The organism is Variovorax robiniae (assembly GCF_037889955.1).
GTDB classification, from domain to species: Bacteria; Pseudomonadota; Gammaproteobacteria; order Burkholderiales; family Burkholderiaceae_C; genus Variovorax; species Variovorax robiniae.
This window is the reverse complement of the sequence record NZ_JBBKZS010000047.1, coordinates 1-16,054: the sequence shown is the minus strand read 5'-3', so window position 1 is coordinate 16,054 and position 16,054 is coordinate 1. Positions and strand designations below refer to the sequence as shown.

Annotated in this window: 7 protein-coding genes and 1 pseudogene; all 8 read left to right on the top strand. The window is 61.6% G+C overall.

The genetic code is table 11. The annotated features are described in order from the left end of the window. A partial coding sequence (locus tag WKW79_RS35930; protein WP_340340016.1) for a DUF637 domain-containing protein occupies positions 1 to 3,338 on the top strand: 3,338 nt, incomplete at its 5' end. Between the two features lies 1 nt (position 3,339). Continuing rightward, the gene (locus WKW79_RS35925) at positions 3,340 to 3,705 is read left to right on the top strand and encodes a hypothetical protein (protein ID WP_340340015.1); all 366 of its coding nucleotides are present in this window, start codon (positions 3,340 to 3,342) and stop codon (positions 3,703 to 3,705) included. Between the two features lie 66 nt (positions 3,706 to 3,771). Next, positions 3,772 to 7,827: a hemagglutinin repeat-containing protein gene (locus WKW79_RS35920; RefSeq protein WP_340340014.1), complete on the top strand. Its 4,056-nt coding sequence runs from the start codon at positions 3,772 to 3,774 to the stop codon at positions 7,825 to 7,827. Next, on the top strand, positions 7,827 to 8,375 hold the full coding sequence (locus tag WKW79_RS35915) for an Imm42 family immunity protein (RefSeq protein WP_340340013.1): 549 nt from the start codon (positions 7,827 to 7,829) through the stop codon (positions 8,373 to 8,375). Before WKW79_RS35920 ends, WKW79_RS35915 begins: the two co-directional genes overlap by 1 nt. A 173-nt stretch (positions 8,376 to 8,548) precedes the next feature. Then, positions 8,549 to 8,650, top strand: a pseudogene (locus WKW79_RS37165) (hypothetical protein); the annotation flags it as partial. 33 nt (positions 8,651 to 8,683) lie between these two features. Continuing rightward, positions 8,684 to 14,818: a hemagglutinin repeat-containing protein gene (locus WKW79_RS35910; protein WP_340340012.1), complete on the top strand. Its 6,135-nt coding sequence runs from the start codon at positions 8,684 to 8,686 to the stop codon at positions 14,816 to 14,818. Between the two features lie 4 nt (positions 14,819 to 14,822). Next, positions 14,823 to 15,233 (top strand): hypothetical protein, encoded by a 411-nt coding sequence (locus WKW79_RS35905; RefSeq protein WP_340340011.1) that lies wholly within the window; start codon positions 14,823 to 14,825, stop codon positions 15,231 to 15,233. Between the two features lie 16 nt (positions 15,234 to 15,249). Beyond that, complete coding sequence (locus WKW79_RS35900; RefSeq protein WP_340340010.1) at positions 15,250 to 15,900, top strand: hypothetical protein; 651 nt, start codon at positions 15,250 to 15,252, stop codon at positions 15,898 to 15,900. Positions 15,901 to 16,054: the final 154 nt, after the last annotated feature.

Here is a 16,054-nt window from a genome sequence, read left to right as displayed (position 1 = left end):
CCCTGCTCTCGGCTGACACGATCAAGATCAACAGCCAGGGCAATGGCGACCTGACCAATTCCGGCACCATCGCCGGGCGTTCGCTGGTGGACATCAAGGCCGACACCATCAGCAACCTGGGTGGGCGGATCTCAGGCGGCAGCGTGGCGCTGGATGCCAAGGCGGACTTGAACATCATCGGCGGCAGCATCGATGCGCGCCAGAAGATGACGCTCGACGCGGGGCGCGACATCAACATCGAGACCACCACGCGCAGCAACGCAGCCGGTGGCGGCTCCGCCACCACGGTGGACCAGGTGGCCGGCCTCTACGTGAGCAATCCCGGCGGCTCCCTGAAGGCCACCGCACAGCGAGACCTCAACCTCGTCGGCGCGGTCGTCAGCAACGCGGGCAACGGCGGCACCGACCTGATCGCGAAGAACGACCTCAACCTCAAGACCGTCACCGAGTCGCGCACCGTCTCCGGCATGGGTGCGGGTCATGCCATGGTGGCGTCGAGTTCCAGCGAACTGGGCACCACCGTCACCAGCGGCGGCACCACGACGCTCAAGGCCGATCGCGACATCAACGTGCGCCAGGCCACGGTGGATGCGGGCGAAGCCATCCTGAGCGTGAACGCCGGGCGCGACATCACCATCGAGGCGGGCCAGCAGAAGGAGTCCGGCGCCTACTCGGCCAGCTGGACGGACAAGGGCCTGGCGAGCAAGACGTCCAACACCTTCAACGGTGTGTACGACAACAGCACCAGCGTGGGCAGCAGCTTCTCGGGCGGCAGCATCGCGATGACCGCCAAGAACGACATCGCCATCGAAGGTAGCCACATCCGCGGCACCGAGGCCGTGCTGGTCAACGCGGGGCGCAACCTGACCATCAAGGAAGCTCGCGACACCACCTCCAGCACCGTGCATTCGTCCAGCGAGACCTCGGGCTTCGGCCTGCTGGGCGGCAGCATCCCGATGGCCGGGCCGATCAACAAGGGCAGCACCACCGGCATCGAACTGCAATCCGACACGGCATCTGCCAGCACCCTCCAGAGCAGCCAGGGCGGCGTGCTGCTGCGAGGCGGCACGGTCGCACTGCAAGGCGTGCAGGTCGATGCGGCCAAGGACATCACGATCGAGGGCGGCGACGTGGTGATCCAGGCGGCGACGGATACCCATTCGGTGACGGGCCGCTCCAGCGACCACAACCTGAACCTGGGCACGGAGACCTGGTGGCGTGATCCGAGCACCGGGATCAAGGCGAAGAGCAACACCACCACGACGCTGCAGGACAGCGAACTCGCACGCACCACGCTCAACGGCGCCAACGTGAAGATCACGGCCACCGACACGCTGGCGATGGCGGGCACGACGGTCGACACGCCCGGCACCCTGACCCTGAAAGCGCCCAACGTGGTGCTGGGCACACAGGCCACGGAAGAGAACTTCCAGGAGACCGGTCAGGGGCGCGACCTGGCCTACCAGAAGGCCGCTGACAAGGGCAGCAACGATCAGACGACGAACTACAACCAGTTCAATGTCGGCACGCTGGCCGTGGACGCCGGGCACATGCAGGTGAACCTGGGTGCGAAGGCCAGCATCGAGGAACTGGCCAAACAACCCGGCATGGGCTGGATCGAGCAACTCAACAACGACCCGAAGCTCAAGGACAAGATCGACTGGGCCAGGGTCGAGGAGGCGCACAAGAACTGGGACTACGGCCAGCAGGGGCTGACGCCAGCGGGCGCGGCGGTCGTGACGGCGGTGGTGACCTACTTCACCGTCGGATGGGGTTCGGGAATTGGCGAAGTCGTGGGGGGTGCCGTTGGGAACGCTGCTGTGGGCAGCGCCGTGGGCCTCGCAGCGCAGGCAGGTATCGCAGCGCTGGCAAGCCAAACGGTCGTGGCGCTCGTCAACAACCAGGGCGATCTCGACAAGACATTCCACGACCTGGGCAGCAGCGCGAATGTGAGAAGCCTGGTGACAGCCATGCTCACGGCTGGAGCTTTGGACGCCTTGAACTTGAATTCCATCGTGGCGAACGCCCTCGGTGAAAGTGTTCATCCCGTGGTGCTGCAGTTGAGCCAGAACCTCGCCAACGGTGCAGCGCGGGCGGTGATCAACACGGCGGTCAACGGCGGCAGTCTTGAAGAGAACCTGAAGGCAGGGCTCAAGACCGCAATTCTGGACACCATCGCTGCGCAGGCGGCATTTGAGATCGGCAACGCAAAGCTCGACACGTTCACCAACAAGGTCGCGCATGCGGTGGCGGGTTGCGTGCTGGGTGCGGCGCGGGCGGACAACTCAGGCGGATGTGCTGCGGGTGCACTCGGTGCGGCCGTTGGCGAGGCCGCCGCCGAGGCCTATGGGCGCAGGCCCGACACAGCGCAGTTCGCTTCGATGGTGAGTGCGCTATCGATGGCCCTTGCGGGCGGGGATGCGAGCCAGATCAATCTGGCAGCTGCGGCGGGGGCGAATGCGGCAACGAACAACTATCTCAAGCACAATCCCGCGAATTCAAGACAGAGCGAACTTCGTGGGTTTGCTGAGCAGTTGGCGCGTTGCAAGGCGACGCCGGGGTGCGATGTCGATGGGGTCTATGCCTACTGGAGCGACGTCAGCAGAACGAATCAAGCTGAAGCCAAGAATTCGGTTGCAGAGTGGGTGGCTACTGGAGACGCTGAAAACCTTGGGAAGTTTTTGGCGGGCGCGGCTGGTGCGCTTGGAGCTAATCCTGCCGACTTTTGCACCCGGGGGGACACGCGCTGCTATCAATTCATTCAATCTCAGAATACCCAAGCATTCTCCGTCTATCGCGACGCAGTTACCTTTCTAGCATCTACCGAGTACGTGAATGGAATATCGGGTCGGCAAACACAAACTGGAAGACCAGAAACTGCGTCATCAAGCGCTGACGTTGCTAGCGTACGTATTGTTAGCGGAGAGATTTTGGATGCCACTACTGGGCAAGTACTCGCCCGAAGGAATCCGACGACGGGCAATTATGAACCATCAATTGTCGAATTGCCGGCAACGCCAACGACAGCCGAGCTAATTTCCCTTTCCAAAACAAAATTTGGCCACACCTTCGACACACATGGTCAAGGACAGACAGAATTTCTTACGAAGCGCGCAGCGGGATCTGGGCAGCCGACAGGACAATTTTTGGACGACCAAACCGCGGCGCGCCTCATCTTGGAAAATCTCCCTAATTTGAAAAATGGCGCCATCTCAATTCCCTTGCCCAAAGACTTTCCCGCGCGAGTCATCATGCCCGACGGGACATATGTACCAGCTCGAACTATTAGAATCATTCCAAGCGGTACTGGGGTGAAGACCGCCTATCCGGAGCCTTGAAATGACAAACGAATACTATGGCCCATCGCAGTTTGCCAGAAGCGAAATCAACAAATTACTGGGATTTGTTGCAACTGGCAAAGAACAAGATTGGGAATTTGAGTTTGCAGCCCCATCGAGAATTCAAGAAATGCTTGATATTTTAGAGAACGCAATACTGGGAGATGAGAGTCGGGACGCGCTCGCATTGTTGCTTATTGCGTCATTGGAAGAACTTGATTCTTTGAGCGAACTCGAAGAGCAACGTGCAATAAAATGGTTCGAACGCAATAAAATAGTCCGGAGAAAGATGTTTTTTTATTGGATTCAGCTTCGCCGAGCATCCAACCCGGAACAAGTTTTGAAGTTGTTGGCCGACGACTCATAGATAATCTGGGTAAGCACGAGCTACCAATCCGCCAAGGCAGCACAACGATTGGCTGGTCGAGCAGGCGTGACCCTGCCTGAGGGCACCACGCAGCAGGTGCTGGTGCCCCAGCTCTACGTGCGCGTGCGCCCCGGCGACATCGACGGCTCGGGCGCCCTGCTCTCTGCTGACACGATCAGGATCAACAGCCAGGGCAAGGGCGACCTGACCAACACCGGCACCATCGCCGGGCGCTCGCTGGTGGACATCAAGGCCGACACCATCAACAACCTGGGTGGGCGGATCTCTGGCGGTAACGTTGCCTTGGATGCGAAGGCCGACCTGAACAACATCGGCGGCAGCATCAGCGCAGACAACGCAGCTGTATTGAAGGCCGGACGCGACATCAACATCCAGTCGACCACACAAAGCCCCGGTCCGGGTGCTACCAACCTCGACCGCGTGGCCGGGGTCTATGTGAACAACCCCGGCGGCGTGCTCGTTGCCATGGCCGGCCGCGACATGAACCTGACGGGCGCTGAAATGACGAGCGCTGGAGCTTTGGCTATTGACGCGAAGCGCGACATCAATCTCCGCACCGTCACCACTTCCAGCGCCACCACCGTCATGGGCGAGCACGTCCTCGGCGGCGCTGCGCAGACCCGCGAGATCGGCTCGGTCACCCAGGGCAATGGAGACGTGCAACTGACGGCCACCCGCGACATCAACATCCGCGCCAGTGGCGTCCAGAGCACCGACGGTGCGCTGTTGGCCATCGCCGGCAACGACATCAACATCACCGCCGGCCGGGCCACCACCGATCTCGCCCTGGGCACGGTCGACACCTCCAAGAGCCTGCTCAAGAAGACCACCACCAGCACCTTCGACAGCAGCAGGACCAGCGAGGTCCTCTCCAGCAGCCTCAGCGGCAAGACGGTGGACCTGGTGGCCGGGCGCGACCTCAACTCGCAGGCCGCACATCTGCGCTCCGACGAGGGCATGAACCTCACGGCGGTGCGTGACATCAACCTCACCACCGCAGACCAGACCAGCGCCACGGCGCACGCACGCCAGAGCGAGACCAAGGCGACGGGGCTGGCCAATCACATCGGCATGTCGATGGGTCCGGACCAGCCCACGGGTGCGGCCATGATGGGCGGCAAGGGCAGCACCGAGACCAGTACGCGCAGCACCAGCGAGGCCATCGGCACCACGGTGTCCGCGGGCAGCCTGAGCACGCTCAGTGGACGCGACACCACCCTGCAAGGCGCCACCGTGGTCGCCGAAGGCAATGTGCGCATGGAGGCCACACGCAACCTCACCATCGAGAGCGCGCAGAACAGCAGCACCGAGTCCGGCAGCCAGAGCAACCGCGAGACCGGCATGGTGGGCACCTGGTACAACCCGGCCGTGGGCCACGTCAAGGGCTTCGAGGCGGGCAACGCCAGCAGCACCACGCAGGCCAGCAGCCAGGTCGCCAGCCTGCAAGGCAATGTCGACCTGATCGCGGGCGAGAACTACCGCCAGACCGCCAGCAGCGTGCTGGCCGCGGGCAACGCGGGGCCGCTGGCGGGAGGCGACGTCAACATCCGCGCGAAGAACGTCCTCATCAATGAGGCGGTCAACACCGAACAGTCGATGCGCGTGGGCCGCTCGGACAGTTCCATCCTCGGCGGCAGTGCCCACTTCGCCGGCATCAGCACCGACACGATCCAGGGCGCAGTGAGCACCGTCAGGCAGATGGGCGACACCAAGGATGACCGCATGCAGGCGCTGGGCGCGGCCAACCTGGCCATGGGCGGCAAGCAGGTCTATGACGCGGCGCAGTCCATTGCCAGCGGCAACCTCAGTTACGGCGTGAGCGTCAACCTCAGCCGCAACACCAGCCAGAGCTCCAGCGTGACCACCGGCAGCCAGGCCGTGGGCTCGGGCGTCGTGGGGGCGAACGACGTCACGATCGTGGCCACGGGTGCGGGTGAAGACTCCAACATCCGTGCTGTCGGCTCAACGATCACCGCGGGCAACAAGGTCAAGCTCGTGGCCGACAACGACGTGACGCTGGAAGCGGGCAGGAACAGCAGCGTCACTGCTGGCAAGAACTCCAGCCATGGAGAGAACGTGGGCGTCACCTTCGGCGCGGGGGCGCAGAACGGCTTCAGCATCCAGTTGGGCGTGACCAGCGGCAAGGGGCGCGACAACCAGAACGACACCAGCTACAACGCCACGCACGTGAGCGGCGGCAAGGAAGTCGAGATCGTCTCGGGCGGCGACCTGACGCTCAAGGGCGCGGTGGTCGATGGCCAGAAGGTCAAGGCCGACGTGGGCGGCAACCTGGCCATCGAGAGCCTGCAGGACGTGAGTGTGGGGTCGTCGAAACAGAGCAGCGCTGGGCTGAACCTGAGCCTGTGCATTCCGCCGATCTGCTATGGGGCGGTGGTGACGGCCGGTGCGAGCGCATCGGGGGCCAAGGCCGATGGGGTCTTCATCAGCCCGGCGGAGCAGTCGGGCATCAAGGCGGGGGATGGCGGCTTCAATGTGAAGGTGGCGGGGAACACCGACCTGAAGGGGGCTGTCATCGAGAGCACGCAGGCGGCGCTCGATGACGGCAAGAACAGCTTCAAGACAGGCGGCACGCTGACGATGACGGATCTGCAGAACGTCAGCAAGTCCAGTGGGAGCAGCTATTCGGTGAGCGGGAGTGTGAGTGCGGGACAGAGCACCGCGCCGGATGCGACGACTGGCGCAACCAAACCAATCGAGTGGAGCGGATCGAACAGCAAGCCCGCGGGCAGCGCCGGTGTGGGTAGCTACAGCGACAACAACCAGAACAGCGTCACGGAGTCCGGCATTTCAGGGATTGCGGGCGACCAGGGCGTGCGCACCGGGGACGCCACCAGCAGTGGCACTTTGGTCAAGGACTGGAACACGCAGGCCATCGTCAAGGACGTCAAGGCCAGTGCTGACATCACCGCGAACTTCGTGAGTGCATACGGACCGATTGCTGCAAAGGCGGCCACCGATTGGTTGAACAGGATGGCCACGCCTTCCATTGGCGAATCGACGCCGAATGCGGGCGACTCAACGCCCATCGCCAGTCACATCCTTCGCTCAGACAGACAAATGCGAGACGGGTTTACCCAGCTCCAGAGCGAACCGAATCTAACGACTGAGGAGCGGGTGTTCCTAAGCGATTTCGAAAGTATCTATGCCAATCTGGGGTCCCTGCAAGCGGCCATTCGCGAGGCAGGCACCGATCCCCAAGCACTGCAAGACCGCCTCGCCTTACCGACAGACAGCATCGTCGGAGACAACGGTCAAGAAGGGATGCAACGCCCTGTCATGCTTCTCCTTCCGGCACCGGTACAAGGGGTTGCAACTGGCGCAGGCATGTCAATGGCCGAGGCACTCAGGCGAGGTGGCATCGCATACGACCCAGAAACCAACACCTACACCTCGGCCTCCGGTGGTGTGATGTCGAATGAAGCATTGGCTCGCAGGCTGGAGGCAATATCAAATCCTGTGTTTCAGAACTTTGGAGAGATCGTCCGGAAAGCCGCGTCCTATGCTGGCACCACTTTGCTGCCGGGCGGGAAGTTGATAACACCACCAATCTTTGAATCGGGCTCGACGATCAGCCCTATTGGGGAGAATAAGCGCGACAGTACGACCAGCACGCCGATCGCTCCGGCATTAGGCCCAAGCAATACGGGCGGAAGCCAGATAATCGACACACCCAATACGATAACAAGCGACGGATATGGGGCTGGCACCAAGCCAGCCATCAATCCGATCGCAATGAGCGTTGACCCTCGTTTGCCGATTCCTAGGCCTAAGATTGGAGCCAATGGCATTCCCATCGAGTCGAACGGAAAACATACACCTGGCATGCCGGGCTACTATACTGACGCGGGCACGGAACCACGGAATTCATTGGAGATATGCAATCATTCAGTCCCAACACGAGGCGATCCCTCTGTGCGACTGGCTGTAGATGCCCAAGGAAATGTTCATCGCTTTTTTGACGACAATACCGGTGTTTTCCATTGGAGTGGCAGTACTGGTGATGATCGAGCACCGCTGTCGATCGACAAGTTGCGGCAGGCCGGCTACAGCAGAGATTTACGCAATCTCGGAGTAAAATAATGTTATTTGGCGATCCAAAAAATATTGCCTTCTTCTATGAAATTTTGCATCGACAGAACAATAGTCATTTCGCCTTCGGAATATTCAATATTTTTATTGATGACGAATTGCTCCTGAACGGTGGCTCTAATTGGACTATTGACTGCATAATAAGATTCTTCAGAAGCACCAAAATCATTCCCAAAATTGACAATGCCGCAATCGGAAAAAGAGAGCTATTCAATCGCGCATGCTCGACTCGCGGCTACTTAACGCACGACTCTCCGAAAATTAATTCAGAATACTGGTCATCAAACGATCCATCGATTCTCAATGAAATCGAGGCTCACCTGAACAATATTGACGCGATGCGCTCAGATCCACCGTTCGGCGTTGAGTTACCCATGTACTCAGAATTGATTGACAAAAATATTAGAATATTCTTCTTCCTTTCGGAAGAATCTGAAATAATTGTTTATAGTCGAGATTCTGGTGAAACGATTCACGAAAAGCGCGTTCCCAAGGGCACCATAGGGGCATTAATAGAATCATTGCCAGAAGTCATCTGAAAGCATGCTGAAACTGGGCGGTCGCGTAGCCTAGCAGTCTCGCCGTCGAACCTCATGGGCAGACGTTCACGCTGATCGGACGGCACTCGCCGCAATGGCCGGCCTGCGCGTCACCGCAATAGGACAATTGACCGGCTACACAAAGCACACCCGCCCGTGACTCGCCCGGTGGCCTGTCCAGCGGTGGCACGCTCGACCTCACGGCGGGCACCGTCAACAACGCCGGTGGCGCCATCGGCGCCCAGCAGGCGCTGACGGCCAACACGCAAGCCTTCTCCAACACCGGCCTGGTCGTCGGTCAATCGGATGTGTCCGTTAACACCCACGGCGCCGCCTTCGACAACACGGGAGACCAGACCCTTGCGATCGGCGACCTCACGATCAGCGCGGGCGACATCGCCAATACCAACGGCCTGATCCGCTCCACCGGGACCACGACGCTCAACGCCGCGACGGTGGGCAACACCGGCACCCAAGGCGCCGACCGCGGCATCGAGGGCAAGAACGTCGCGATCACCGCCGACCAACTCGACAACACCGGCGGCGCCATCCGCGCCGATGTGGACACCAGCATCACCAGCGGCGGCACGGTCAACAACACATCGGGGGTGATCTCGGCGCTCAACACCCTGACCATCGCCGACCCGAACGCAGCGAACCCCAACGCCAAGACGCTCCAACTCGTCAACACCAACGGCACGCTGACCGGCACCAACGGCGTGGACATCGACACGGCCACCTTCAGCGCCGATGGCAAGGTCACGAGCGGCAAGGACCTCCGGCTGGCCGTCACACAGGACATCGTCAACAACGGCGAACTGTCCGCCATCGGCAGCCTGAACTATTCCACCACCGGCAACTTCAGCAACAACGGCAAGCTGAGCGCAGGCGACCAGCTCACGATCGGCGGCAGCACGGTGGAGAACGGCGCCACGGGCGAGATGAGCGCCACCAACGGCACCACCGTCAACGCCGGCACGCTGAACAACCGCGGGCTCATCGACAGCAACGGCCAGACGCGCATCAACGCCACCACGCTCAACAACCTGGGTACCGGCCGCATCTACGGTGATGACGTCTCCATTTCCACCAACATCCTGATAAACCACGCGGAGACCGTCAACGGCATCACCAGCGCCGCCGACCTGTTCGTCGGCAACAGCCTGCTGACCAGCGGCCTGAGCACCAGCATGGCGGGCGCCACCGTCAACAACGACAGCGCCTCCATCGAGTCGCTGGGCAACCTCACCCTCGGCGTCGCCCAGGTCAACAACGTGGATTCCCACATCGAGGTCACCACCACCACCACCCAGCGCAAGGATGTGCGCCTGGCCACCCTGCCCGACGGCAAGTTCTGGGACCCGGCCGACACCTGGGGCGATGACGCCTCGCGCGTGGTCTACCACCGCAACGCGGACGGCAGCGTCACGCCAGTGGGTTTTGGTGGATGGGGCATGTGGTACTACACCGTGACGACCACGGGCGACATCGCCACCCATGTCGACCCGGCCAGCCTGACGGCGGGCGGCGACATCTCCATCACCGGCACCCTTTACAACCGAGACAGCCACGTGATCGCGGGAGGCGCCATCACGGCGGGCGTCACCGACTCCCGCCCCACCTCCGGCACCCAGCACACGGAGGTCGACGCCTTCGTGGTGGGCTACATGGTCAACAAGCCCGGCACCGGGCCGAACAACGTCACCTACGCCTCGCCGCAGGTCACGGACACGACGCTGCCCAGCCTGGGTGGCTACGCGTACGAGGAGCATGCGAGCAATGTGCCCAGCAGCGGCAGCAGCCCTGGTGCGGCCAGCGGCGGCGGCGCCGTCGATGCGAGTGCCAGCGCCACAGGTGCGGTCCAGGCGGGCGCTCGTGCGAGCGCGGTCACTGTGGTGGGCTCCACTGTCGGGGAGGTCGCGCACGCCGATGGCGCCAGCGCCGACGCAGCCCAGCGCCGCAATGTCGACGCGGCCACTGGCATCGACGTGTCATCCCCCTCGGGCGCGGCCGCCGGGGCCAACACCCCGGCCAGCCGCAGCGTGCCCATGGTGGTCCGCACCAGCACCCCCAAGCTCGGCATTCCGCAGGTCAGCCTGTTCCGCACCAGCGCGAGCGCGGGCAGCCACTACCTCGTCGAGACCGATCCGCGCTTCGCGAACTACCGTACCTGGCTGTCCAGCGACTACCTGCTGCAGCGCCTGGGCATGGACCCGAACAACACCCTCAAGCGCCTGGGCGATGGCTTCTACGAACAGCGGCTCATCCGCGAACAAGTCGCCCAGCTCACGGGCTACCGCTACCTGGAGGGCTTCTCGTCCGACGAGGCGCAGTACACCGCGCTGATGAACAACGGGGCTACTTTCGCACAGCAGTACGGCCTGCGCCCGGGCATTGCGCTCACGCCCGTGCAGATGGCGCAACTCACCAGCGACATCGTCTGGCTGGTCGAGCAGACCGTGACCCTGGCCGATGGCAGCACGCAGCAGGTGCTGGTGCCACAGCTCTACGTGCGCGTGCGCCCCGGCGACATCGACAGCTCGGGCGCCCTGCTCTCGGCTGACACCATCAAGATCAACAGCCAGGGCATGGGCGACCTGACCAACAGCGGCACCATCGCCGGGCGCTCGCTGGTGGACGTCAAGGCCGACACCATCAACAACCTGGGCGGGCGGATCTCTGGCGGGTCCGTGCTGCTGGATGCCCAGACGGACCTGAACAACATCGGCGGCAGCATCAGCGCGGACAACGCGGCGCTGCTGAACGCCGGGCGCGACCTCAACATCCAGTCGACCACGCAAAACCCCGGTCCGGGCGCTACCAACCTCGACCGCGTGGCCGGGGTCTACCTGAACAACCCCGGCGGCCTGCTCGTGGCCATGGCGGGTCGCGATGTCAATCTCACCGGCGTCGAAATGACCAGCGCCGGCATGGTGGCCGTCGATGCCAGGCGCGACCTCAACGTCTCCACGGTCAGCACCTCCAGCGCCGCCACGGTCATGGGCGAGCACGTCCTCGGAAGTGCTTCGCAAACCCGCGAGATCGGCTCGGTGATCCAGGGCAGCGGCAACGTGCAACTCTCCGCCGCTCGCGACATCAACATCCGCGCCAGCGGCGTACAGAGCACCGATGGCGCCCTGGGCGCCGTCGCCGGCAACGACATCAACGTCACGGCCGGCCGGGCCACCACCGACCTCGCCCTGGGCACGATCGACAGTTCCAAGGGCTTGCTCAAGAAAACCACCACCAGCACCTTCGACAGCAAGAGCACCAGCGAAGTCCTCTCCAGCAGCCTGAGCGGCAACACGGTGGACCTGGTGGCCGGGCGCGACCTCAACGCGCAGGCGGCCCGCCTGCGCTCCGACGAGGCCATGAACCTCACGGCGGTGCGCGACATCAACCTCACGACCGCCGACCAGACCAGTTTCTCGGCGCACGCCCGCCAGAGCGAAACCAAGGCCACAGGGCTGGCCAATCACATCGGCATGTCGATGGGTCCGGACCAGCCCACGGGTGCGGCCATGATGGGCGGCAAGGGCAGCACCGAGACCAGTACGCGCAGCAGCAGCGAGGCCATCGGCACCACGGTGTCCACGGGCAGCCTGAGCACGCTCAGTGGACGCGACACCACCCTGCAAGGCGCCACCGTGGTCGCCGAAGGCAATGTGCGCATGGAGGCCACACGCAACCTCACCATCGAGAGCGCCCAGAACAGCAGCACCGAGTCCGGCAGCCAAAGCAACCGCAAGACCGGCATGGTGGGCACCTGGTACAACCCAGCGGTCGGCCACGTCAAGGGCTTCGAGGCAACGACCAGCAGCAGCACCACGCAGGCCAGCAGCCAGGTCGCCAGCCTGCAAGGCAACGTCGACCTGATCGCGGGCGAGAACTACCGCCAGACCGCCAGCAGCGTGCTGGCCGCGGGCAACGCCGGGCCACTGGCAGGAGGCGACGTCAACATCAAGGCGAAGAACGTCCTCATCAACGAGGCGGATAACACCGAGCAATCGATGCGCGTGGGTCGCACGGACAGCTCCATCCTCGGCGGCAGCGCGAGTGTGGGTGGCATCAGCACCGACACGATCCAGGGCGCGGTCAGCAGCGTGCGGTCGATCAACGACACGCAGGATGACCGCATGAAGGCGTTGGGTGTTGCCAACCTCGCCATGAGCGGCAAGCAGGTCTATGACGCGGCGCAGTCCATCGCCAGTGGAGAGGGCCTGGGCTTCAAGGTCAGTGTCAACGTCAGCCGCAACACCAGCGAGAGCACCAGCTTCGGCAATGGCACTCAAGCGGTCGGCTCGGGCATCGTCGGCGCGAACAACGTGAGCATCACCGCCACGGGTGCGGGCGAGAACTCCAGCATCCGCGCCGTCGGCTCGACCATCACCGCAGGCAACACCGTCAGCCTCGCTGCGGACAACGACGTGACGCTGGAGGCGAGCAAGAACACCCAGGTGAACCGCGGCAACAACGCCAGTCACGGTGCCAGCGTGGGCGTCGGTTTCGCAGTGGGAAGCCAGAACGGCTTCACCATCGACCTGGGTGTAAGCAAGGGCCTGGGCAACGACAAGCTTTACGAGACCACCTACAACAACACGCACGTGAGCGGCGGCAAGGAGGTCGACATTCACTCGGGCGGTGACCTGACGCTCAAGGGCGCGGTGGTCGATGGCGAGAAGGTCAAGGCCGATGTCGGGGGCAACCTGGCCGTCGAGAGCCTGCAGGACGTGAGCGTGGGCTCATCTAAGCAGACCAGCGGCGGCCTGAACGTGAGCCTGTGCATCCCGCCGATCTGCTATGGCATCAGCACCGCGAGCGGCAACTATGCAGCCGCCAGGGCCAGCGGTGTCTTCATCGGCGCCAACGAGCAATCGGGCATCAAGGCGGGCGACCAGGGCTTCGAAGTCGATGTGAAGGGCGATACGACGCTGAAGGGCTCGGTGATCGAGAGCACACAAGCCGCGATCGATGACGGCAAGAACAGCTTCACGACAGGCGGCAGCCTGACGATGAGCGACTTGCAGAACGCGAGCAGTTCGAAGGGCAGCGCCTTCGCCGTGAGCGGGAGCGAGGCGTTCATGGCGGGCGGCAAGGAGGCGCAGCAGCAGGCCATGCGAGAGCGGGGCTACTCGAAGGAGCAGATCGACAAGGCGAGCAACACCTCGACTCCGCCACCTGCCCCGGGCTATGGCAGCACCAGCAGCAGCGAGGACAGCACCATGCGCTCGGGGATCAGCGGGATTGCCGGGGACCAGAGCGTGCGCACGGGTGACTCGGCGAGCAGCACGGGGGTGCTGGTGAAGGACTGGAACACGCAGGCCATCCTCAAGGATGTGCAGGGACAGGCGCAGATCACGCAGCAATTCGGGCAGCAAGCTCCCGCCGCCTGGGGCAAGTTTGCTGATGGCAAATTTCTCGACGCGGTCGAGGCGGGCGATGAGGCATCTGCTGCTTGTTGGGGACCGGACGGGCCTTGCCGAGCCGCTGGGCACGCTCTCGTGGGAGCCCTCAGTGGCGGAAGTAACGGTGCTTTGGGAGCGGGATTCAGCAGTGTTGCTGCGCCTCATGTGCAGGCGTTCCTTGTTGACCAAGGTTTTCCGCCTGCTTTGGCCGTATACCTCACTGAGGCGAGCGTTTCCGGCGCAGTTGGCGCAATCGCGGGAGGCCATGCGGCGGCAGGAGCCTTCAACGAAACGGCGAACAACTCTGCAGCCGGCGGATTAATTACAACACTCCGCGCTTCCCCCGTGATGATGAGAGCCTGTGTCACTAGCCCAGCCTGCGTTAGGTTCTTTGGGGCAGAGGCACTCGCTGCCTCTGCGGGCGTTGGCATTGCTGCAACAGTCACTCTCGGAGATGTCAATCCACTGGTGTTTGGGGGAGGAGATGCGTCGGACTCAGTGGCGACCTTGGAGCCGCGCCGTGCCAGCGATACCGGCAACAGAAATGACTTGCCCAGCTACGGGAGCGGCACAACGACGCCGAACACAGGGCCGGTGTCGGGGTCCACAACGACATCGCCGGTGCAGCAACCAGGGCAGGCAGATACAACTGCTGGCGGTGGTTATGGCGCTGGAGGAATTCAATCTCAATCAGCATTGACGTACTCTGTCCCGCCATCCATTTTGGACGGCAATGGGGCTTTGCCGCCGGGGATCGGCGGCGTAGGAACACCGATTCCCATGCCGGCTTCGGCAGATCCCAATCAAACAGCCGAAGACTTTGCCAAGAGCGCCTTCAATGGACAAACTCCTGCATCCGTGCAGACAATAGGAAATGGATGGGTGGCGAAATTGCCAGATGGGACTGTAGTCGTATATCGCCCAGCAGGACAAGCAAATAGAACAGACCCCAACACCGCTTCAGTCGACATCAACAGCCCTGGCGTGCAGTCAATAAATAATGGAAGGCCGGCAAAATTCAAATTTCCAAGGATGTAAATTCATGAAAATCAACAATACGCTACTTCTTGAGTATCAGCGATCGCTAATTTTTGCAGGGCTTGAAGTCTTTGCAGCATGCGACATGCTCACCGACGTACATGGGGGGCAATTCGGTGAAAATTCATTCCAATGGAAAATCGCTGTAGTAGAATTTTTAACAGACGGAATTACTGACGGATTGATCAAAATCAGCCCAAGCTCCGCCTCACGTTCAAGTCTAGACGACGCTAAACAATTGCAAGATACATTCTCTCAATCCGACCCGAATTTTGACCCGGAAATTTGGATGGGAATTCAATTCACAAGCACAGATAAATTAAAGCAACTTCTAGCTCGAAATGACTTGATGGATTGGTCGTGCCTAAAAGCTCCTTTGAACATTGGCTTCATGACCTCCATCCTCGAACATTGAAGGCTGCGCAATGGGGGTGGCGAGCGACCTGCAAAACTACCTCGAACGGGCGGCCGACAACCCAGGTTCAAAAAGTTCGTTTTGGGAGAAAATCTTGATGTATCAACGCAAAACCCCCCAGCGTATTCGCGAATCTCTTTGCGAAGCAATATTTGATCGCGACTTTATAAATCAATTGCGGTCCTTGTTTTACGATGAAACGCACTTATCACTGAACGAAATTCATCGGCGAAAGTGGATTTCCGTACACGCTCTTAACAGCGGGGAAATTGATACGGAAAGGGATGCGTTAATCGGCTGGTGGCGCGAACGCAACATTCCAACAATCTATGCCACATCCAAGCAGGCCATCGACAATGCACCGAACAATAATTTGCTGGTCGTTCGACTGGAAAATCCTAGTAGCGATGACTTGCTGGATTTACAATTGGGTCTTTGGATGTTCCCACCTGCGGGCGCACCGCCTTTCCGATACGAATGGGATACATGGCGGGACGGATTGTATTTCAGCGTTCCACTGCAATTCGCCATACTAAGGGAAGTCGATTTTTACGGCGCTACAACCATTTCGGGCCCACCCGATTTAATTGAGCGTGTCAAATTGAGCGCGACCCACGGTGATTACTTTTGGTCAGACGGGCCCCTCTTGGTGCCTAACCAAGGTTGAAATGTCGAGTTTGAGACTCTGTCCTTTCACACCAATGCCGCCCCGGGCAGTCACTACCTCGTCGAGACCGACCCGCGCTTTGCCAACTACCGCACCTGGCTGAGCAGCGACTCTCTTGGACCGACTCGGCCTTGACCCCAACAACACCCTCAAG

What these genes read in the sequence shown, in the direction of transcription:
- WKW79_RS35925 (WP_340340015.1), top strand. Translation starts at nt 3,340, where the DNA reads ATGACAAACGAATACTATGGCCCATCGCAGTTTGCCAGAAGCGAAATC.
- WKW79_RS35915 (WP_340340013.1), top strand. Translation starts at nt 7,827, where the DNA reads ATGTTATTTGGCGATCCAAAAAATATTGCCTTCTTCTATGAAATTTTG.
- WKW79_RS35905 (WP_340340011.1), top strand. Translation starts at nt 14,823, where the DNA reads ATGAAAATCAACAATACGCTACTTCTTGAGTATCAGCGATCGCTAATT.